The following is a 21328-nucleotide window of genomic DNA, read 5'->3' on the forward strand; positions in this document are numbered from 1 at the left end:
GTGTTCCGGATGATGCACGCTTGGTCGCAGCTCGCAGGATCTGTGGCTGCCTGGCGATGGCCGTGCTGCGGGACGAGCTTGGTGAAGGTGGATCGATGGCCGAACTCTGCACCAAACCCGCGGACGCACCGCTCGATTGCCTGATCGTTGGGGGAGGGCCGGCAGGCCTGACGGCCGCGCTATACCTTGCCCGCTTCGAACGCCGGTTCATGGTCGTGGATGCGGGCGATTCCCGTGCCTCCTGGATCCCGATAAGCCACAATGTCCCAGTCTTTGCCGACGGACTCTCCGGCAAGGAGCTCCTGGAACGTCAGCGCGAACACCTCGCCCGCTACGGCTTCCATGTAGCGCCAGGGATCGTCAGAGACCTGCGCAAGGCGAAGGGCGGCTTCGTCGCCACGGTGGAGATGACCGGAAGCGAGGATGCAATCGAGGTCCGCACGCGTCGGGTCCTGCTCGCGACGGGCGCGGATGACATCGAGCCCAGCTTCCCCGACCTGCCCGACGCAGTCCGGCGCGGGCTGGTTCGCTACTGTCCGATCTGCGATGGTTACGAGGCGCGGGGCCGGCGCATCGCGGTGATCGGCCACGGCGAAAGGGGCCTCGGCGAAGCAATCTTCGTCGCGCGCACCTACTCTCGCGACGTGACGTTGATGACCTTAGGCCAGGTCATGGACCTCGATGCGACTGGAGCCGAGCGCGTGGCGCAGCACGGCATCAAGATCGTCCGCGAACCGGTCGTCGATCTCACCATCGAGGGGTCCCGGCTCACGCTGTTGCGCACGGCCTGCGGCACTGAGCACCGCTTCGAGGTGCTCTACTCGGCTCTCGGCTTGCGGATCCGCTCCAAACTCGCGGTCGCTCTCGGGGCACAACACGACGGGACCAACGCGCTGATCGTCGACGAGCACAACCGCACGACGGTACCGGGCCTGTACGCGGCCGGCGGGGTCGTGCGGGGGCTCGACCAGATCGTGGTCGCCATGGGCCACGGCGCGGTCGCAGCCACCGACATCCATAACCGTTGCGAGCTTCCCACCGAGGAGGAGGTCGACGGAGGGGCGGCGAACTCCGATCGCGCCTGATCTGTCCCGCAGCGCTCAACTGCTGGACCACGCTGCCGTTCTCAGGAACAGTCCCATCGCGCCTTGCTCAGCATCGTCCCTCCCCCGAAAGGAGGCACAAAGCGCATGCTCCGTCAGATGGTTCGGGCGACGACAGACGCTAGGCAGAGTTCCGGTTGAGGCGAGCAACAAGCTGATCGGCAAACTTCGCCGCAGCGACGGAGAGTGATCGCCCGCGCAACTGCGCGAGGACCAGTGTCATCGGAGTGAGGTCGCGGGCGTCGATCGGCCGGCTGTGCAGGCGCGGATCCTCCGGGATGCCGCTGGGAACCTGCAGGCTGATCACATCCTCTCGCAGGGTGAGATTACGCAGGAATTCCAGCGAGCCGGACTCGACCACCGGCCGCAGCTCGACGCCGCGGCGGGCCAGCGCGTGCTCGATGTGATGGCGGATGGCCAGCGACCGGTCGGGCAGCGCAAGAGCATGGGCGAGGCAGTCACGCAGCCGCACCGGCCCAATGTCCGCCGCCAGCGCGTGGCTCCTGCGCATCAGCGCACACAGGGTCTGATGACCGGAATAGAGCGGGTGCAGCTCCGCCGAGGGTGGCGGCTGCAGGATCAAGGCGAGATCCGCTTCGAACGCAACCAGGGCGGTCACCGCCTGCGCGTGGTCGCGCACCTGTACCGTAAAGCCGACTTGCGGGAAACGAGCGCGGTAGGCTTCGACCTCCTCCGGCACGACCTGCGTGACGAAGGCTTGGCTGCAGGCGAGCGACACGTGACCCCGCCGCACCCCCGACAGATCCGCGATCTGCGAGCGGACCCGGTCGAGATCGGCCGCTTGGTCGCGGATGTGGCGGGCGAAAAGCTCGCCGGCTGCATTGAGCCGCATCCCCTGCGGCAGGCGTTCGAAGATCGGCGTGCCGAGTTCGTATTCGAGGTCCTGAATCTGTCGAGTCAAGGCCGAAGGTGTCAGGTTCAGCCGCTCCGCGGCGCGCCGGATTGAGCCGGCGCGGGCGACCTCGGCGACGTAAGTGACGGTGCGCAGGTGTTTCACGCCGGCATCCTGTGTCCCTGTTGCGATAAATGCAACGGCACGCTCAGATAATAGCACTTCCTTGCAACAGGAGCCGCCCCTAGCGTCGGGACGTCGGGAGCCTGCAGGAGCCGTTCGATGATCCGCCGCCGTACCCTCCTGGCCGGTCTCGGGGCCGGTCTCGCCTTCGGTCCTCTGTCGGGCGCGCGCGCTCAGGGCGCCCCCGTCACGATCCGGATGGGCTCGCTCAAGCTGATTCACTCGATCGCGCCGAGCTTCTACGAGCGCTTCACGCCCGCTGGCGTAACAGTGGAGGTGGTGCCGTTCGAGAGCCCCACCGAGTGCAAGAACGCCGTCGTCACCAAGTCGGTCGATTTCGGCACCTTCGGCATTGCAGCGGCGACGCTGGGCGCTGCGGCGGGCGAGCCCCTTGCGGTCATCGCTTCCACCTGCAACCGCGGGATGGCGGTGATCGCCAGGAAGGACTCCGACATCCGCGCCATCAAGGACTTGCGGGGCAAGCGGGTCGCGATCTGGCCCGGCAGCACCCAGGAGGTCTTCGTCCTGGAGCGGATGCGCATGGAGGGTCTCTCCGTGAAAGACATCACCCCCGTGCGGGTCTCCTTCTCGGAGATGCACATCGCGCTCGCCCGCGGCGACGTCGACGCCTATGTCGGTGCCGAGCCAGGCCCCGGCGTCAGCCTCGCCTCGGGCGTGGGCCAGCTTGTCGAGTATCCTTACGGCACCGAGATGGGCGCCCTGAACATGGTGTTCGGTGCTCACCGCGACACGCTGGCCGAGCGACCGGACCTCGTCCGGACCATGCTGGAGATCCATCGCAAGGCCACGGACTTCGCCGCCGGCGATCGCAACGCCATGATCGCCATGGCGGTGGCCAAGCTCGGGCAGAAGCGCGAGGCGCTGGAACTCTCGGCCCCGAATGTCGAGCTGACCTGGCGTCTGGGGCCGGACGAGGTCCGGCAGGCTGGCGCCTACGCGCAGCACATGCTCGCTCTGAAGCAGATCAAGCGACTGCCCGAGCCGGGCTTCATCGACACCCGCTTCGTCGACGCGATGGGGCGGGCGTGAGCACCGGGATCGAGGTCGGCGCCCTGCCGGCGACGGTGCCACCGGCCCCCGCCCGTCGGGCCGGACTCGGGCTCGCCCGCCTGCGTGGACTGGCGCTCGCCTGCGTGGTGCCGGCCGCGCTCGTCGCGATCTGGCAGTTCACCACCGCCGGCCGGCCCTACAGCCTGATCCCGCCTCCCGCAGAGGTCTGGGCCGAGCTGCGGGACCTCGCCATCGGTGGCATCAACGACGATGCCTTCAGCGGCACTCTGTGGACCCATCTCGCGGCGTCGCTGAGTCGCGTCTACGGCGGCTTCGCATTCGCGGCTGCCGCAGCCCTGCCGCTCGGTCTGCTGATCGGCCGCGTCCCGGTGGTCCGCGCGCTCCTCGATCCCGTCCTGCAGGTCCTGCGGCCGGTCCCGGTCACGGCGTGGCTGCCGCTCGCCATGATCCTGTTCGGCCTCGGGCCGCGCTCGGCCTTCTTCCTCGTGTTCCTCGGGGCGTTCTACCCGATCCTGGTCAACACGGTGTTCGGGGTACGCTCGGTGGAACCGCGCCTGTTCGAGGCGGCCGCGATGCTCGGCTGCACCGGGCCGGCGCAATTCGTCCGGGTGGTACTGCCTGCGGCGCTGCCATCGATCTTCACCGGCCTTCGGCTCGGCCTCGGCTTCGCCTGGGTGGTGATCGTGGTCGGCGAGATGACCGGCGTCCAGACCGGCCTCGGCGCGATCATCATGGAGGCGCGCCAGCTCTCGCGCACCGAGATTGTGATCTGCGGCATGGCCGTGATCGGCGTCGCGGGCTTCGTCTCCGACTGGCTGGTCATGCGGCTCGGACGCCGCCTGCTCGCCTGGAGTCCCAATCATGGCTGAGACCGATGGCTGACCCCACGATCCCGATCCTCGACATGTGCGCGGTCTCGAAAACCTACGCGGCGGGCGGGCGACGGACGGAGGCTCTGCGCGAAGCGAACCTCACAGTGTCCCGTGGCGAATTCGTCTGCCTGCTCGGCGCTTCGGGCTGTGGAAAGTCGACGCTGCTGCGGGTCGCCGCAGGCTTCGAGGCCCCGAGTTCCGGACGGGCCCTGATGTGGGGCAAGCCCATCGCGGGGCCGGGGCCGAGCCGCGGTATGGTCTTCCAGGATTACGGCCTGTTCCCGTGGCTCTCGGTGCGCGACAATATCGGCTTCGGCCCCAAGGCGCGCGGGCGGCCCGCCGCAGAGGTGCGCGACGCCGCCGAGCGCTACATTGCCCTGGTCGGGCTCCAGGCTTTCGCCGACGCCTATCCGCACCAGCTCTCCGGCGGGATGAAGCAGCGCGTCGCCATCGCCCGGGTGCTCGCCAACGAGGCCGAGGTGCTGTTGATGGACGAACCCTTCGGCGCGCTCGACGCCATGACCCGGGAGCGACTGCAGGACGAGCTGCTTGATCTCTGGTCCCGCACGGGGCTCACGATCCTGTTCGTGACCCACGCCATCGAGGAAGCGATCTTCCTCGCCGACCGCATCGTGATGATGTCGCCCGGTCCCGGCCGTATCGAGGCGGTGCATGAGGTCGACCTTCCGCGGCGCCGGGACGTGTCCAGCCCGGCCTTCAACGACCTCCGCCGGATGCTCGCGGCCCAGCTTCACAGTCACCACGCGCCGCGGGTCGCGGCGTGATGGAGACCACGTTCGACGATCCCCGCCGGCCTGAGAACCGGCTCGCCTATTGCGCCGCCATTGACCGGCCTCGGATCACCCTGCCCGCGGGCAAGCAGGTCGCCGTCTGGCCCGTGGTCAATGTCGAGCACTGGCTGATCGACCATCCGATGCCGCGCCAGATCCTGGTGCCGCCGACCGGCGCGAGTCTGCTGCCCGACATCCCGAACTGGGCTTGGCACGAATACGGCATGCGGGTCGGCGTCTGGCGCTTCCTCGAGGCGTTCACGAGCCGCGGCATCCGCCCGACCCTGTCGATCAACGGCTCGGTCTGCGCAGCCTATCCCCGCATCGCCGAGGCCGCCCACACGGCCGGCTGGGAGTTCATGGCTCACGGTTTCCACCAAGTCCCGACCCACCGGGTCGAGGACCAGCCCGGGATTATCGCCCGCACGGTGGCGGCGATCACCGAGGTCACCGGGCGTCCGCCGCGTGGTTGGCTCGGGCCGGGTCTCACCGAGACTCTCGACACGCCCGATCACCTGCACGAGGCTGGCATCGAGTATGTCGGCGACTTCGTGGTCGACGACCGTCCGTGCCGGGTGGCGACGCGCACCGGGCCTCTTGTGGCCCTCCCTTACTCTGTCGAGCTGAACGACATCACGCTGCTCGCCATCCAGCATCACCGGGCCGACGAGTTCGTGGAGCGGGCGCTCGCCAATCTCGACCGCCTTGCCGCGGAGGCCACCGGTTCTGGGCCCCTTGGGGGCGCCAAGGTGATGGGCTTCGCGATCCACCCCTACATCACCGGCGTTCCACACCGGATCGGCCTGCTGGAGCGGCTGCTCGATGCCATCCTGGCGCGCAGCGACGCGGTTTTCATGCAAGGGGCCGAGATCCTCGACTGGTACAGCGCCGCCGGCGACGTGTCGTAAATTTCCGTGCCGGCCTGAGCTGAGGAGCCGCTGTGCCCCCCTTCCCAACTATCTCGCTCCTGCACGCCGCCTATGCCGACGGCCTCGACCCGCGTGCCGTCGTGGCCGAGGCCTATCGACGGATCGCGGCGGTCGATGATCCCGGTATCTTCCTCGCGCTGGTGCCGGAGCCCGAGGCGCTGGCGGCAGCGGCCGCACTCCCGCCTTTCGACCCCGCGGCGAAGCCGCTCTGGGGCGTGCCCTTCGCCGTGAAGGACAATGTCGACATCGCCGGCCTGCCGACCACCGCCGCCTGCCCGGATTTCGCCCATACCCCCGCCGAGACCGCGCCCGCGGTCGCGCGCCTCCTCGACGCCGGGGCGATCCTGATCGGCAAGACCAACCTCGACCAGTTCGCCACTGGGCTCGTCGGCCTGCGGACTCCCTATCCCGCCCCGCGTAACGCCATCGATCCGGCCTATGTGCCTGGGGGGTCCAGCAGCGGTTCGGCGGTCGCGGTGGCCCACGGAATCGTATCATTCGCCCTCGGGACCGACACGGCAGGCTCGGGCCGGGTGCCGGCGGCGCTCAACAACGTCGTCGGGCTGAAGCCCTCCCTCGGGGCGGTCTCCAGCCGCGGGATGCTACCGGCCTGCCGGACTCTCGACACGATCTCGGTCTTCGCCGGCACGGTCGCCGACGCCGACGCGGCCTTCCGGGTCATGGTGGCATTCGACGGTGCCGATCCCTGGTCACGGACGCTGCCGGTGGCTGCGGCGTCGGCCGGGATACCGGCGGGACTGCGCCTGGGCCTGCCGGACGCGGCGAGCCTCTATTTCGGGGGTGACGGGCTCTCGGAAGCGGCCTTCGCGGCATCAGTCGCCGACCTCGAACCGCTCGTCGGCACCGGAGTGCCGATCGACCTGAGCCCGATGTTCGCTGTCGCGAGCCTGCTCTACGACGGGCCATGGGTGGCCGAGCGCTACGCGGCGATCCGCCCGGTGATGGTGACCCGCCCAGAGATCCTGCACCCGACGACGCGGGCGGTTATTGCCGCCGCCGAGCGATACAGCGCCGCGGACGCCTTCGCGGGCCTCTACCGCCTGGCGGAGCTGCGTCGCGACGCGAGCGCGATCTGGGACCACATTGATGTCCTCGCCGTACCGACCTATCCGCGCCCGCAGACCTGCGCGTCGGTGGTCGCCGACCCGATCGGGCCGAACAGCGAACTCGGCACCTACACCAACTTCGTCAACCTGCTCGACTGGTGCGCCCTCGCAATCCCGGGGCGGCCCCGCGCCGACAGCTTTCCGTCCGGGCTCACCCTGCTCGCGCCGCGCGGGTGTGACGGGCTGCTCGCCACCCTGGGTGCGCGTCTGCATGCCGCCGCCGCTGTCCGGATCGGCGCCGGGGCGTATCCTGTGCCGGCCGCGGAACCGGGTCCGGCCCAGGCGCAGCCCGGCGAGTTCGAGCTGGCTGTCGTCGGGGCGCATCTGTCGGGTCTGCCCCTAAATCGCGAACTCGCCGAGCACGGGGCACGGTACTTGCGGACGGTGGTGACTCGACCGGATTACCGCCTCTACGCCTTGCCCGGCGGCCCGCCGCATCGTCCCGGGCTGCTTCGGGTGGCCGTCGACGAAGGTGGTGCGATCGAGACCGAGGTATGGGCGTTGCCCCCTTCTGCGTTCGGGACCTTCGTGGCCGGCATCCCGGAGCCGCTCGGCATCGGCACTCTACGGCTCGCCGACGGGACCGCGCCGAAGGGCTTCCTCGTGGAGGCGGCCGGCGTCGCGGGTGCGGTCGATATCACGCGGTTCGGCGGCTGGCGCCACTACATGGCCAGCCGGGCGGCGGCGTAACCGACGCTTCGCTGACGCCTGCCTCTGGACCTCGGGGATTGACGGTGCACGTGGCTCTGTCGACCCCTGTTCTCAATTGGCCGAGCAATCAAACGCGCTCCGTGCGCGACCTGCGAGCCGCCGCTCCTGTAAGGTTCTGTCGGGTCGCAATCAGAACCGAACGATAGTTTTTTCTGCAGATCTGCTCAGAGCTTGGCGAGATCGAGCAGGTTGCCGGGTGGGCTGCGGCCACGTTCGGCAACAATCCTCGGCGCGTGAAGAATTTGCATTGTATGCACATTTTGGAATCGGTGTCGTCGCTTCAGGTTCAAGCTTTGATGTGGCCGCAGGCCCGGAGACACGGACGTCCTGAGGTTCCGAGAACGGGGCGGTTCCGAAGAGGACGGATTGGACTCGCGCCAAGTGGGTCGGGACCCGATCGACCGACCCGCTGCATCGGCTACGCGGCTTCCGCGATGCTGCTTTCAGATAGAACAGCCGTGCTGTTGCCTTGCTGCTTGAGGGGCCTGTTGCCGCTCAACCGACGCAGCAGCACGTAGAAGACCGGCGTCAGGAACAGGCCGAACGCAGTCACGCCGATCATGCCCGAGAATACCGCGACGCCCATCGCGCGTCGCATCTCCGAGCCGGCGCCCGTCGCGGTCACCAGGGGTAGGACACCCATGATGAAGGCCATCGACGTCATCAGGATCGGACGCAGTCGGAGGCGGCTCGCCTCGATGGCCGCCTGAAGCGGCGTGCGACCGGCGAATTCCAGCTCGCGCGCGAACTCCACGATCAGGATGGCGTTCTTGGCCGAAAGGCCGACCAACACGATGAGGCCGATCTGCGTGAACACGTTGTTGTCGCCTGCCGACAACCATACACCGAACATGGCGGCCAGCAGGCCCATCGGCACGATCAGCAGGATCGCCAGCGGAAGGGCGAGGCTTTCATACTGCGCAGCCAGCACGAGGAAGACCAGGAGCAGCGCCAGCGGGAAAACCCAAACCCCGGAATTGCCCGCGATGAATTCCTGATACGTAAGATCCGTCCATTCGAAGGCGAAACCGCGCGGCAGAGTCTCGGCCGCGATGCGCATGGCGGCGGCCTGAGCCTGACCCGACGAATAGCCGGGCGCTGCACCGGCATTGATGTCGGCTGACAGGAAGCCGTTGTAGCGCATAGCCCGCTCTGGGCCCGCGGTCTGGCGGACGCGCAGCAGGGCTGAGAGCGGAACCATTTCGCCGGTGCCGGCCCTGACTTTCAGCAACCCGACATCGTCCGAGCGCGCTCGGAAGGGCGCGTCGGCCTGCACACGCACTGAGTAGGTCCGGCCGAACTTGTTGAAGTCGTTCACATAGAGAGATCCGAGATAGATCTGAAGCGTGTCGAAGATGTCCGTGACCGGTATGTTGAGCTGGCGAGCCTTCGTCCGATCGACGTCGGCGAAGAGCTGCGGCACGTTCATCTGGAAGCTGGAGAACAATCCGACGAGTTCGGGCGTCTGGGCGGCCTTGGCCATGAACGCCTTGGTGGCATCATTCAGCGCCTCGTAGCCGAGGCCGGCCCGATCCTCGATCTGCAGCTTGAAGCCGCCGATGGTCCCGAGCCCGTTGACGGGCGGTGGCGGGAACATCGCGATGAAGGCTTCGGGAATTGCGGCGTACTTTCTGTTCAGCGACTGCGCGATGGCCGCTCCATTCAAGGAGGGATCCTTGCGCTCGTCGAAAGGCTTCAAGGTCGAGAACACGATCCCCGAGTTGGAGCTGTTGGTGAACCCGTTGATCGAGAGGCCGGGGAAGGCGACGGCGCTTTCGACGCCGGGCTCCTTGAGCGCAATCTCGCTCATGCGGCGGATCACCTCTTCGGTCCGGTCGAGGGTGGCGCCGTCGGGCAGCTGCGCGAAACCCACGAGGTATTGTTTATCCTGCCCCGGCACGAAGCCGCCCGGGATCTGACGGAACAGAACGGCGGTCAGGCCGACGAGCAGGACATAGAGGACCATCATCGTCGCCTTGCGCGACACGACGAAGCCGACGCCGCTTCCGTATCCGTTCGAGGCTCGCCCGAAGGCGCGGTTGAACCGGCGGAAGAACCAGCCGAGAAGCCCGTCGAGAATTCGGGTCAGTCGGTCCTTCGGGGCGTGATGATCCTTCAGCAGGAGGGCGGAGAGGGCCGGTGAGAGGGTCAGGGAGTTGATGGCCGAGATCACCGTCGAGATCGCGATGGTCAGAGCGAACTGCTTGTAGAACTGGCCGGTGAGCCCGCTGATGAAGGCCAGTGGCACAAAGACGGCGACGAGCACCAGCGCGATGGCGATGATGGGGCCCGAGACCTCACGCATGGCCTGGTAGCTGGCTTCCCGCGGTGACAGCCCGCTCTCGATGTTCCGCTCGACGTTCTCCACGACGACGATGGCGTCATCGACGACGATGCCGATGGCGAGCACCAGGCCGAAGAGGCTCAGCGCGTTGATCGAGAAGCCGAAGACATGCATCACCGCGAAGGTGCCGACGATCGAGACCGGCACGGCCAGCAGCGGGATGATCGAGGCCCGCCACGTCTGCAGGAACAGGATCACCACGAGGACGACGAGGGCGATGGCCTCCAACAGGGTGTGGATCACCGCCTCGATGGAGGCGCGCACGAACTGGGTCGGATCGTAGACGATCTGATAGTCCACCCCCTCCGGCATGGTCTGCTTGATCTCCGCCATGGTGCGGCGGACCTCGTCCGAGATCCGGATCGCGTTCGAGCCGGGAGATTGGGAGATCGGAATCGCGACCGCCGACTTGTTGTCGAGGAGGGAGCGGAGGGCGTAGTCGGAGGCTCCGAGTTCGATCCGCGCGACGTCGCGAAGCCGGGTGATGGCGCCGTCTGCTCCCGTCTTGACGACGATGTCGCCGAATTGCTCCTCGCTGCTCAAGCGACCCTCGGCATTGAGCGAGAGCTGCAGGTCGAGGCCCGGGACGGCCGGCGAGGCGCCGATGACGCCGGCCGCGGCCTCGACGTTCTGGGCCTGGATCTCGCGCACGACGTCGCCGGCGGACAGCCCGTGCTCGGCCACCTTCTGCGGGTCGAGCCAGATCCGCATCGCGTAGTCGCCGGAGCCGAAGAGCTGAACCTGTCCGACGCCGTCGAGCCGCGCCAGGCGGTCCTTGATGTTCAGCACCGCGTAGTTGCGCAGGTAGGTCATGTCGTAGCGCCCGTTGGGCGAGACGAGATGCACCACCATGGTCAGGTCGGGGGAACTCTTCACCGTGACGATGCCGAGTTGGCGCACCACAGCCGGCAGGCGCGGCTCGGCCTGTGAGACCCGGTTCTGGACGAGCTGCTGCGCCTTGTCGGGGTCGGTGCCCAGCCGGAATGTGACGGTCAGCGTCATGATGCCGTCCGTCGTGGCTTGGCTCGACATGTAGAGCATGCCCTCGACGCCGTTGATCTGCTCCTCGATGGGCGTCGCCACGGTCTCGACGATGACCTTGGGGTTCGCGCCCGGGAAGGTCGCCCGGACGACCACGGACGGTGGCACCACGTCTGGATACTCGGAGATCGGCATCGCGAAGAGCGAAAGCAGGCCACCGATGAAGATGAGCATCGAGAGGACGCCCGCAAAAATCGGGCGATCGATGAAGAACTTGGAGAGGTTCATGCCGCCCTCCGAGGGCGCGAGGTCAAAGGTCGACAGGGCGGCCGCCGCGAGCGGGTCGCCGTAATCATTGCGTCGGGACTTCTGGTCGGCCGGGCGAGGCGCAGTCCGTCAGCGCTGGGCGAGCTTGCTCGTCCCGGACGCGGTACCGTCCGGACGCGTTCCCATCGCCACGGCTTCGGGGTGCAGGAGGGTGCCGGGCCGGATGCGCTGCAGCCCGTTGACCACGATACGCTCGCCGCCGGACAGGCCGGAGGTCACGACGCGCAATCCCTCGACGGCCCTGCCGAGGGTGACGGCCCGAAACATGGCTCGGTCGTCCGCGCCGACCACGAGCACGAACTTCTTATCCTGATCGGTGCCGATCGCGCGCTCGTCGACGAGGAGAAGGCGCTCCGGTGCGGCCTGACCGAGCCGCATCCGCGCGAACTGCCCGGGGATCAGGCGGCCGTCGCTGTTGGAGAAGGTCGCGCGCACGCGAACCGTGCCGCTGCGGGCATCGACCTTGTTGTCGATGAACTGCAGATGCCCCTTGGCCCGCGTGCCATCGGCCGTCGCCATCTCCACGGGGATGCGGTCGAGCTTGCCGCGGCCACCGGCCGGATCCGCGATCGACGCCAGCGCCTTCAGGACGACGCCCTCGTCCGCATCGAAGCTTGCGTAAACGGGATCGACCGAGACCAGCGTGGTCAGTACCGCAGCCCCAGCGCCGGTCGCAACGAGGTTGCCCGGCGTGATCTCGCGCCGTCCGACGCGACCGCTCACGGCAGCCCGGACTTGAGTGTAGCCGAGGTTCAGGCGTGCCGCCTCCAGCGCCGCCTGCGCGGCATCAAGGCTCGCCTTCGCCTCCTTGAACGCGTTGGCTCGAACGTCGAGGTCGCGCGCCGTGACGATATGCTGATCCGACAACCTCTGCCCGCGTTCGAGGTCGCTTGCCGTCATGGCAACGCGCGCCTCGGTGCCCGCTACTTGGGCTTCCAGCCGCCGGACCTCCGCCGCGTAAGGTGCGGGATCGATTGTCACCAGCACGTCCCCGGCCTTGACCAGCTCGCCTTCCGCGAAATGCGTGGCCTGGATCGCGCCGCCGACGCGGGCCCGCACCTCGATGCGATCGACCGCCTCCAGCCGGCCCGAGAATTCGTCCCAGAGGATGACCTCGCGCGGCTCGACGGTCGCGACCGAAGCCGGCATGGCCGTCTCGACGGGCGGCGTGGCCGCAATCGCCTCACTGCCCCTGATCAGCGACGTGGGCGCGACATGGTAGGCTGCCCCGAACAGGGACCCGATCGCGAGCCCTCCGGCGGCGAAGCGCCTGACGCGTGCGAGACCCTGTACGGAACGAGGCTGGGATTCCACGAGCGACTCCGACATCTGTATAGCTCGCTACACATGTCGGCATGGACGCAGGGCGTCAAGTGACTTATCTACCACTCGATACAAAAGTTGGAGTGCGCGGACAATGGTGATGGGGCGGCCCCGGTCCTTCGACACGGACAAGGCCCTCGAAGAGGCGATGGAGGTGTTCTGGCGGCACGGCTACGACGGCGCGAGCCTCGCCATGCTGACGAAGGCCATGGGCATCAAGCCGCCCAGCCTCTACGCGGCGTTCGGCAGCAAGGAGGGCCTGCTGAAGGCCGCCCTCGATCGTTACGCGCAGCGGCGCTCGGAACACATGCGCTTCGTTCTGGCAGGGGCCACGGCGCGCGACGTGGCCGAGCGCTTCCTGGGCAGCATCGCCGAGAGCCATACCGATCCCGCCAATCCGCCCGGTTGCCTCCTGGTCCAGGGCGGGCTCGCCTGCGGGGCGGGCTCGGAGAACATCCCGTTCGAATTGGCGACCCGGCGCGCGCAGACGGAGACGGAGCTCCGCGAGCGATTCCTTCAGGCCAAGCAGACCGGGGATCTGCCGGCGGAGGCCGACCCGGCTGCACTGGCGCGGTTCCTATCGACCGTTGCCTCGGGCATGGGTGTCCTGGCTTCCTCGGGCGCCGACCGCGAGGCGCTGCGGGAGGTCGCCCGCGTATCTCTGCAAGCTTTCACAGGAAGCCGATCCCCATGAGGACCAGGACAATCGGCTGACGGTCCTTCGTCGTACCACCAGCGTATCTTCGTCGGTTTCGTCGGGGCCAATCAAGTCAAGCCGAGGAATGTCCTGCTACCCGAGCCTTTGGTCCTAGCGCGGCAGCACCTTCGCCTCTTGCAAGCGGCGAATAGCGGCGACCAAGGCCTCGACGCTGTCCATGCTCTCACCAAAACCCGCGCGCCGGATCTTGCCCATGTCGGAGACCAGATCGAAGTCGCTGTGAAACACGAAATCGCCGAAGCTCCAGCCGACCGCCCTCTCGAAGGGCAGGTCGCTCAGGCCCTGTTCTGCCGCTAGTCGCGTCCAGACCGGCTTCTTGCTCGCCATGTGGACGGCCAGGCGCATCGGAACCGGCGGCCCGACCGGCAGATCGAGCGCAACGCCAAGCTTCTCCTAGACCCGCCGCCACCGGAAGGGCTCGTGCACGTAGTTGAAGGCCTCGCCGCGCGCGGCATCGGATGTCGCGGCCCAGAGGCTTGCCCGGCTGAGCGCGCCGGAATCCGTCACCTGGGCAAACACACTCTCGTAGACGTGGGCCGGCCCTGGGAAACGGAACGCGGCGCCTTCCACCCTGCACAAGGCGGCGTAGGCGCCGATCACCGTGGCGATGTTCATGGCGTTGCCGGCGGCATCGCCAACCACCACGTCGGGACGGAGGATAGACCAAGCGGCCCCGCCGCGATCCGCCCGACTCCGCAACTCATCTTCTTGCGTGAAGTAGAAGTTCGGCCCGATGTGGCGTGGGTTCTCGTCTTCGTAGAACGGCGCTGGAACGGGGCCGAGATGGACACCGTAGACCTTCGCGCCCTGATACAGAACCACGCGCTCCAGGGGGGCGCCGACCGCTTCCAGTCCATCGAGAAGGTTGCGCAGCATCGCGCCGTTCACGCGGTCCTCATCCGCAAGGCTCGGTTGGGGTGCGAGAGCGGCATAGAACAGATGCGTGGTATCGCGGGCCTGACCGAGGGCGGCGCGGGTCGCTTCTGAATCGGTCAGATCAGCCGCAATGGCCTCGCTCGATCCGTGCGGCCGCCGTGAGAGGGCACGCGCGTGCCAACCCTCCGATGCCGCAAGTTCCTGCATCAGCGCTTTGCCGATGATTCCGTTTGCGCCCGCAACCAGGGCTGTTCGGAACTCTGCCATCATCGCTCGCGTGGGTGCTGTGGGATCTACGGGCTCGGCTGCGCCGCCCCGGTCTCGGTCGGACGCACGACGAACGTGCGATCAACCCCCGGCAGCGAGGTCTGTTCATGGGCCGGCATGTTCTCGCGCTCCGCTGCAGCGAGCATGAGCAGGCACACCGCGCTGATCGTCAGCATTCCGGGAGGTTCACAGCAAGACCGGCCAAGCTCGTTTCCTTGTACTTGGTGCTCATCTCCTCGCCGGTCTGCCGCATGGCCGCGATGCAATTGTCGAGCGGCATGAAATGGGACCCATCGCCGCGCAACGCGAGCGATGCGGCCGCGACGGCTTTCGTGGCGCCGATGCCGTTCCGCTCGATGCAAGGCACTTGGACCAAGCCCGCGACCGGGTCGCAAGTCATTCCGAGATGGTGCTCCAGCGCGATCTCGGCGGCGTTCTCGACCTGCGCGGGCGTGCCGCCGAGTACGGCGCACAGGCCGCCCGCCGCCATCGCGCTGGCGGAGCCGACTTCACCCTGGCAACCGGCCTCCGCGCCCGAGATCGAGGCATTGTGCTTGATCAGCCCGCCGATGGCTGCGGCCGTCAGCAGGAAATCCGAAACCCGGGCCGGGTCGGCGCCGATGCAACGATCCAGATAATACCGGATCACGGCTGGAACGACGCCCGCGGCACCGTTCGTCGGCGCCGTCACCACCTGGCCGCCGGCCGCATTCTCTTCGTTGACCGCCATCGCGTATACGCTCAACCACTCGGTCACGCTGTGAGGCTGCGCCCTGTTCGAGCCTTGTTCGCTCAGAAGCTGGTCTCGGATACGCTTGGCCCGACGCTTGACGCGCAGGCCGCCGGGCAACTCCCCTTCGTGCGACAGACCACGCTCGATGCAGCCGTCCATGGTCCGCCAGATGCGTGCAAGTCCCGCCTCGATCTCGGCATCCGACCGGCCGACGGCCTCGTTCGCGCGCTTCATGTCGGCGATCGACAGGCCGCTCTCCCGCGCCATGCGCAGCATGGCGGCCGCGGACTCGAATGGGTAGGGCCAGAGCCGCGGATCGGAAGCCTCCGAGGAGGGCGGGAGACCCACGTCCCGTTGGGCGGCCGTCAGGATGAAGCCGCCGCCGATCGAGTAATAGGTCTCGGACAGGATCTGTGCGCCCTGGGCGTCGAAAGCCGTGATGATGAGGCCGTTCGAATGTCCGGGTAGCGGGGGCCCGAAATCGAAGACGACCGCGGTCAACGGGTCAAAGGCGAGTGCCGGCAGGCCCGGTGGGGCGAGGCGCTTGCCGACGCGAAGTTCCGCAAGCTGATGCTCGGCCTCGTCCATCTCGATCGTGGCGGGTCGGTAGCCGAGGAGGCCGAGTGCCACCGCCCGTTCTGTGGCATGCCCACGACCCGTGAAGGCGAGAGAGCCGTACAAGGTCACGCGGATTGCTTCGGCCGCTTGGCTCGCGTGATGGGCGCGTAGCAGGTCCAGGAAGTCGGCCGCTGCCGTCATCGGTCCCATGGTGTGGGACGAGGACGGTCCGATGCCGAGCTTGAACACGTCGAACACACTGAGGAACATCAGGATTTCTCGTCGCAGCCGGGATGCGCAGCCGCTGCATCTTGGCTCGCATCTTAGAGGGCTTCACCTCGTGCCGATGCATGCCTCTGGCCAGTTGCCGCGGTCTGCTGACCGGATCAGGCCTACCGAGCCTGCATGAGGCTTTATCGCTCAGCATCGGGGCACGCGTCACTCCACCAACCGGCTGGACCGCCCAGGCGCCGAGATCGAGCGCCGGATCAATCAGCCAGAGGGAGCAGATCGGACGCCCGGAATCGGCGCTAACCGAGTTGCTGGCGGGATGTGAGCCTGCGCGCCTGAAGCGCCGTTGCGATCGTCTGCCTCAGGGTGTCGGGCGTATAGGGCTTCACGACGAGAGAGGCGCGCAGGAAGGCAGCGTCGGACCCGACACCCGTGTCGCCCGACGCAAGAATCACACACACCTCCGGCTGGCGAGCCCGCACTGTCTTGGCAAGTTCCAGGCCGGAGATGCCCGGCAAGCCGACATCCGTGAGGAGGACGTCTATCCTGTCGAGTTCCAGCACCCTGTAGGCTTCTTCCACGCTGCCCGCCTGTCGAACGCGGCAGCCGATATCGGTCAGCATCTCGGTCGTCGTGCCCCGGATGACCGAATCGTCCTCGACCAGCAGCACGGTCGCACCCTTCACGGCGTCCCGGTCCAGAGGCCGGGTGTCGGTTCGAGCGACCGTTTGGCGCTGAGCTTGGTTGGCAAGCACATGCCTGACCTTCCGCGCAAGGGCTTCGCGCGTGTAGGGTTTGCCGAGCAGGTCAACGCCGGGATCGAGGCGTCCGCCATGCACGATGGCGTTCTGCGTGTATCCAGAGGTGAACAGCACTGCGAGATTGGGCAAACGTTGCTTGGCTTTGCGCGCCAGCTCGGGGCTGCGCAAGGCACCCGGCATCATCACATCGGTGAAGATCAAGTCGATGGGCAGGCCGCTCTCGACGATCGCCAGCGCGCTCGCGGCATCTCGCGCCTTGAAAACCCGGTAGCCGAGTTCACCCAGCATGGAGACGGCGACCTCGCGAACCTCGTCGTCGTCTTCGACGACCAGGATCGTCTCGTCGCCCCCACCGATCTCCACAGGCGGCGTGGCGACGGGGGCGTCCTCCTTGTCCATCGCACGCGGCAGGTAGACCTTCACGGTCGTGCCTGCACCCACCTCGCTGTAGATTTTGATGTGCCCGCCGGATTGCTTCACGAGGCCATAGACCATCGCGAGGCCGAGACCGGTACCCTTATCCTCCGGCTTGGACGTGAAGAACGGCTCGAAGACCCGCTCGAGCGCGTCCTGAGGGATGCCCACCCCGGTATCGGTCACCGCCAGCAGCACGTACTGACCCGGCGCGACGTCGTCGTGACCCCGCGCATATGCGTCGTCCAGGAAGGCATTGCTCGCCTCGACGGTCAGGCGGCCATGGCCATCCATCGCATCGCGGGCGTTGATCGCGAGATTGAGGACAGCGTTCTCGATCTGGTCGGGATCGACGAGGGTGTTCCACAGCCCGCCCGCCACGACGGTCTCGATCTCGACTTCACCGCCGAGTGCGCGGCGAAGCATGTCGTCCATGCCCTGGACCAAGCGGCCGATATTCACGACCTTCGGCTCCAGAGGCTGGCGCCTGGCGAAGGCGAGCAACTGCGATGCGAGCTTCGCCCCGCGCACCACCCCGGCCATGGCGTTCTGCACCCGCGTTTCGGCGCGGGGATTGCCGGCGACGTCCTTGCTGAGCAGCTGCAGGTTGCCGCTGATCACCTGAAGCAGGTTGTTGAAGTCGTGGGCGATGCCGCCCGTGAGCTGACCGACAGCTTCGAGCTTCTGCGAGCGCAGCATGGCGGCCTGAGCCTGCTGCAGCGCCTCTTCCGCCCGGCGGCGCTCGGTGATGTCGCGGGTAACCTTCGCGAACCCGATCAGCTGACCACCATCGTCGCGTATCGCGTCGACGGTAACGTGCGCCCAGAACGTGGTCCCGTCCTTGCGAACCCGCAGCCCTTCGTTCTCCCAACGGCCCTCACGCGCAGCCGTGTCCAGCCCGAGTTGTGGCAGGCCGGCATCGCGGTCCGCTTGCGTGTAGAAACCGGAGAAATGATTCCCGATGATCTCTTCCGGAATGTAACCTTTGATCCGCTGCGCGCCGGCATTCCAGCTTGCGACCTCGCCACGCGCGTTCAGCATGTAGATCGCGTAGTCTTTCACGCCCTGGACAAGCAGTCGGAACTGCTGCTCACTCTCCCGAAGCTTCGCCTCGGCGGTTCTCCGCTCGGTGAGGTCGCGGGTGATCTTTGCGAACCCGATCAGTTCGCCGTCCGGCGACCTGATCGGGTCGATGATGACGTGGGCCCAGAATTGCGTGCCGTCCTTGCGCACGCGCCAACCCTCGCGCTCGAAGCGCCCCGTCTGGGCTGCCTCGTGCAGCGCTCGCGCCGGCACGCCCGCGGCGCGTTCAGCGTCTGTGTAGAAGGCCGAGAAGTGACGGCCGATGATCTCCTCGGCCGCGTAGCCTTTGAACCGCCTGGCGCCCGGGTTCCAGCTTGTCACATGACCGTCGCGATCCAGCATGTAGATCGCATAATCCGTGATCGCCTCGACCAGCAGCTTGTAGCGGCCCGCCGCAATGTCCGCTGTCTCGATGATACCTGGACGTTCCATCTAGCTCTCGTGGCCAGCTTCGCCGGGCCGGAAACGGCTCGGCCCAAGCAGCCGTGGCGCGAACTCGGCCGGCGCAGGTACCCTCCAGCGGCCTGTGGGCTGCTTGGCCTATCGGCTGCTGAAGTGCGGCGCACTAACGCATATCAATCGGAGCGAGGGTCCGACCCCTGCGCCACCGGCCCCGGTATCGGGCTCAAGATGCAGGCGGATCGGGTCCCCACACGTGTCTGGGTCATGTCTAGCCGGCCTGGTCGAGCGGAGCCGAGTGGACGGCCGGGATCGGGACTCCGCGGGGCCGAGCGGGTTGGAGAGCCCTCATCGGCTTGCCGGCCGGCAGGCGACAGGAGGCTCCGAGCCCGTTGCCGCCGCTCAATGCACATGGCGGTGCCTCAAAGGCAGATGCCGCGAGCGCTCGGTCGCGTAGCCGAAGCCGTGCCTGAAAATTTCCGGACTGGTGGCTGCGATCCTGAAGGAGGAGCGGCCGAGATAAGGGCGGATGATGTCACGGCTGGCGTGGGGAGGTGTCTTCGCGGAACCGGCCCAACCTTCGCGGGTCTATCGAGCAGGCCTCTTGGCGCAGCCTTCGTTCAGACCGCCCGATTCACCTGTGCGATCGTTCTGTCCAGCATGGGCGCGCCCATACGATGTCAGGAAGGGCGGACGCTTGCGATGGGTCTGACGAAGTTCGAGAACCGCCTGCTACAGGCGCTGCCGTCGGGCGATCTGGAGCAGCTTCTGTCACATCTCGAACGTGTGGAGGTCGAGAAGGGTGATGTCCTGGCCTCGGTCGGCGAAGTCTTGGAGTTCGCCTACTTCCCGGAGGCCGGCCTGTCGTCGAACATCGCGGTCACGCACGAGAACCGCAGGATCGAGGTCGGCTGCTTCGGCTTCGAAGCGATGGTCAGCACCGCGACGGTGCTTGGCTCGGATCGCACGCCTCACGAACTGATGGTGCAGGTTGGCGGGCCGTGGCTCCGGATCAAGGTCGAGGCTCTGCAGGCAACCATTCGCCAATGTCCCGCCCTGCACGACCTGCTCTTGCGGTACACGCATGTGCTCGTGATGACCCTGAGCCAGACAGCGATGTCCAACGCGATCTTCTCGATTGAAGAGCGGTTAGCCCGCTGGATCCTCATGGCGCATGATCGCCTGGACGGAGATGAACTGCTGCTGACGCACGATTTCCTGGCGATCATGCTCGGCACGACGCGCTCTGGCGTGACCCTCGCGATGCAGGCGCTCGAGGGTCACGGCGCCATCAGCGCCAAGCGGGCGCGGATCATCGTTCAGAACCGGGCGATCCTCTGCAAGCTTGCGGGCGCGAGCTACGGTCCGGCCGAGGCCGAGTATGAGCGCTTGATCGGCCCCTTCCGGCGCAAGACCGCGCCCGCGGCCGGATGAGCGCCTCCATCGAGCGCTTCATCGCCCGGCGCGGCGGCGGCGCGAACTTGCCGTCGAGCGCCGCGATCGGCCCCTGGCCGGCGGGCTCGCGCAGCTTGGCGACGCACTGCTTCATGATGCGCACCGACTGGCGCATCTCCTCCATGCGGATCACCTGCCGGTCGTAGGTGTCGCCGTTCTTGCCCACGGGGAAGTCGAACTCCATCTCCTCGTAGCACCCGTAGGGCTGCGCCTTGCGCAGGTCCCACGGGAGCCCGAGCCGCGCACCATCGCGCCCGAGAAGCCCCAATCCATCGCCTGTCGACGCTCGCGGCCTTCGACCGCGTCCTGGTGATCGACGGGGGCCGGATCGTCGAAGACGGCACGATCCGGGACCTGCGCCTGGCCGGTGGCCTGTTCGAGCCGATGTGGCAGTTGCAGGCCGAAGTATCGCAGGCGCAGCCGTGATCGATGCCGCGTCAGTGGTCCGAGGTTTTGTCCCGGCTGACCGGGACAATCGGGGCCAGCGAGGCGCGGAGCGCGAAACACCGCTGTCCATCGCACGATCGGTCCTGGCTCGCCGGCCTCAGATCGCCCACATCGGCGCGAGTCCTGATCAACGCAATCACGCGCCGGTCAGCGGGGCGCTCGTCCGGACGAATAGCTGAACGGCACGGATTGAGCGCAGCGTCCCCGGGTCGACACCCGTCGCGACTGCGTCCTGCTCCAAGAGGGAAAGCTGTGCCAGATGGTGGATGCGCGCTTGATGGGCAGAATTCGGCAGCTGCTCCTCCAGAAGAGTGACCAGCCTGCGCATCACAGGATCGTCGGCAGGTCTGGGCGAAGATCTCATGCACCCGCTTCCGTGGGGCGGTCCGATAGATCGCATATCTGAATCGCCGGTGAGGAAACGAGTACGGAAAGCTTCAACGCTTGCGGGGTTGGGCTGATCGCGACATCGTCCTCATCGAAAATCGGGGCCCGTCCGAGGTCAGCATGGTCGCCGAGCACGCGACGGGCTGACAGGATCTTCTGGAATGCCTGCCGGTCGGCTCCGGCATTCCGGGCCAGATCTTCCAGACGGCGCAACTTTTCGATCGTCGGAGCCGTCGCCGCCTGGGCCGAGACCGGCCCGTTGCGTGCAAGTTGCTGGACCAGCCAAGCCGTATGATCATCCAGGTCGACGCGATCTGTGGTCATGTTCGCCCTCCCGTGGAACGTCACCGTCCACTCAGGCCTATGCCGATGATGAGGGGCGATCAACAACATAGCTAAGAAAGAAACTGGCGTGGTAAGCTG

The 21328-nt window shown here is 67.1% G+C and carries 18 protein-coding genes and 1 pseudogene; 8 read left to right on the forward strand and 11 right to left on the reverse strand.

What is annotated here, in order from left to right; genetic code table 11:
• The first annotated feature begins 95 nt into the window (after positions 1–95).
• On the forward strand, positions 96–1085 hold the full coding sequence (locus CIW48_RS30720; RefSeq protein WP_149314195.1) for an NAD(P)/FAD-dependent oxidoreductase: 990 nt from the start codon (positions 96–98) through the stop codon (positions 1083–1085).
• Between the two features lie 139 nt (positions 1086–1224).
• On the opposite strand, the gene CIW48_RS30725 is transcribed toward CIW48_RS30720, so the two are convergent.
• Positions 1225–2121 carry a LysR family transcriptional regulator gene (locus CIW48_RS30725; protein WP_149314181.1) on the reverse strand — a complete coding sequence of 299 codons (897 nt, stop codon included), beginning with the start codon at positions 2119–2121 and terminating at the stop codon, positions 1225–1227.
• A 117-nt stretch (positions 2122–2238) separates the two neighbouring features.
• Between CIW48_RS30725 and CIW48_RS30730 the strand changes: the two genes are divergently transcribed.
• Genes CIW48_RS30730 through atzF form a run of 5 tightly spaced genes read left to right on the forward strand, consistent with a single transcriptional unit; the run spans position 2239 to position 7580 of the window.
• Complete coding sequence (locus CIW48_RS30730) at positions 2239–3189, forward strand: NrtA/SsuA/CpmA family ABC transporter substrate-binding protein (protein ID WP_149314182.1); 951 nt, start codon at positions 2239–2241, stop codon at positions 3187–3189.
• Positions 3186–4040, forward strand: coding sequence for an ABC transporter permease (locus CIW48_RS30735; protein ID WP_149314183.1), 855 nt, complete (start codon positions 3186–3188; stop codon positions 4038–4040). The genes CIW48_RS30730 and CIW48_RS30735 overlap by 4 nt, the downstream gene beginning before the upstream one ends.
• 5 nt (positions 4041–4045) lie before the next feature.
• A complete protein-coding gene (locus tag CIW48_RS30740) occupies positions 4046–4828 on the forward strand; it encodes an ABC transporter ATP-binding protein (RefSeq protein ID WP_149314184.1) in 783 nt (260 codons plus the stop codon).
• Positions 4828–5742 (forward strand): polysaccharide deacetylase family protein, encoded by a 915-nt coding sequence (locus CIW48_RS30745; protein ID WP_149314196.1) that lies wholly within the window; start codon positions 4828–4830, stop codon positions 5740–5742. The genes CIW48_RS30740 and CIW48_RS30745 overlap by 1 nt, the downstream gene beginning before the upstream one ends.
• A 32-nt stretch (positions 5743–5774) precedes the next feature.
• Positions 5775–7580: an allophanate hydrolase gene (gene atzF / locus CIW48_RS30750; RefSeq protein ID WP_149314185.1), complete on the forward strand. Its 1806-nt coding sequence runs from the start codon at positions 5775–5777 to the stop codon at positions 7578–7580.
• Positions 7581–8019: 439 nt separating this feature from the next.
• On the opposite strand, the gene CIW48_RS30755 is transcribed toward atzF, so the two are convergent.
• Positions 8020–11214: a multidrug efflux RND transporter permease subunit gene (locus tag CIW48_RS30755; RefSeq protein WP_149314186.1), complete on the reverse strand. Its 3195-nt coding sequence runs from the start codon at positions 11212–11214 to the stop codon at positions 8020–8022.
• Positions 11215–11322: 108 nt separating this feature from the next.
• Positions 11323–12582: an efflux RND transporter periplasmic adaptor subunit gene (locus CIW48_RS30760; protein ID WP_149314187.1), complete on the reverse strand. Its 1260-nt coding sequence runs from the start codon at positions 12580–12582 to the stop codon at positions 11323–11325.
• A gap of 88 nt (positions 12583–12670) precedes the next feature.
• On the opposite strand from CIW48_RS30760, the gene CIW48_RS30765 reads away from it, so the two are divergent.
• Complete coding sequence (locus tag CIW48_RS30765) at positions 12671–13270, forward strand: TetR/AcrR family transcriptional regulator (RefSeq protein WP_149314188.1); 600 nt, start codon at positions 12671–12673, stop codon at positions 13268–13270.
• 114 nt (positions 13271–13384) lie between these two features.
• Here the strand turns inward: CIW48_RS30765 and CIW48_RS34370 are convergent, their stop codons facing one another.
• From CIW48_RS34370 to CIW48_RS30780, 5 genes are all read right to left on the reverse strand, one after another.
• Positions 13385–13621, reverse strand: coding sequence for a hypothetical protein (locus tag CIW48_RS34370; RefSeq protein WP_246695498.1), 237 nt, complete (start codon positions 13619–13621; stop codon positions 13385–13387).
• Between the two features lie 66 nt (positions 13622–13687).
• On the reverse strand, positions 13688–14437 hold the full coding sequence (locus tag CIW48_RS30770) for an SDR family oxidoreductase (protein WP_246695499.1): 750 nt from the start codon (positions 14435–14437) through the stop codon (positions 13688–13690).
• A gap of 26 nt (positions 14438–14463) precedes the next feature.
• Positions 14464–14613, reverse strand: a complete 150-nt coding sequence (locus CIW48_RS33610) for a hypothetical protein (RefSeq protein ID WP_173009459.1) — start codon at positions 14611–14613, stop codon at positions 14464–14466.
• Positions 14607–15998: an L-serine ammonia-lyase gene (locus CIW48_RS30775; protein WP_149314189.1), complete on the reverse strand. Its 1392-nt coding sequence runs from the start codon at positions 15996–15998 to the stop codon at positions 14607–14609. Before CIW48_RS30775 ends, CIW48_RS33610 begins: the two co-directional genes overlap by 7 nt.
• A 260-nt stretch (positions 15999–16258) precedes the next feature.
• Positions 16259–18649, reverse strand: coding sequence for a PAS domain S-box protein (locus CIW48_RS30780; RefSeq protein ID WP_149314190.1), 2391 nt, complete (start codon positions 18647–18649; stop codon positions 16259–16261).
• Between the two features lie 1083 nt (positions 18650–19732).
• Here CIW48_RS30780 and CIW48_RS34375 point away from each other — a divergent pair.
• Positions 19733–20050, forward strand: coding sequence for a helix-turn-helix domain-containing protein (locus tag CIW48_RS34375; protein WP_281407411.1), 318 nt, complete (start codon positions 19733–19735; stop codon positions 20048–20050).
• Here CIW48_RS34375 and CIW48_RS34380 read toward each other — a convergent pair.
• From CIW48_RS34380 to CIW48_RS30795, 3 genes and pseudogenes are all read right to left on the reverse strand, one after another.
• Positions 20046–20347: pseudogene (locus CIW48_RS34380) on the reverse strand (NADH-quinone oxidoreductase subunit D); the annotation flags it as partial. The gene CIW48_RS34375 and the pseudogene CIW48_RS34380 overlap by 5 nt on opposite strands.
• A gap of 307 nt (positions 20348–20654) precedes the next feature.
• On the reverse strand, positions 20655–20846 hold the full coding sequence (locus tag CIW48_RS33620) for a hypothetical protein (RefSeq protein WP_173009458.1): 192 nt from the start codon (positions 20844–20846) through the stop codon (positions 20655–20657).
• Between the two features lie 32 nt (positions 20847–20878).
• Positions 20879–21229, reverse strand: a complete 351-nt coding sequence (locus tag CIW48_RS30795; RefSeq protein ID WP_149314191.1) for a hypothetical protein — start codon at positions 21227–21229, stop codon at positions 20879–20881.
• Positions 21230–21328 lie beyond the last annotated feature (99 nt).

It is taken from the genome of Methylobacterium sp. P1-11 (genome assembly GCF_008329595.1).
Lineage (GTDB): Bacteria > Pseudomonadota > Alphaproteobacteria > Rhizobiales > Beijerinckiaceae > Methylobacterium.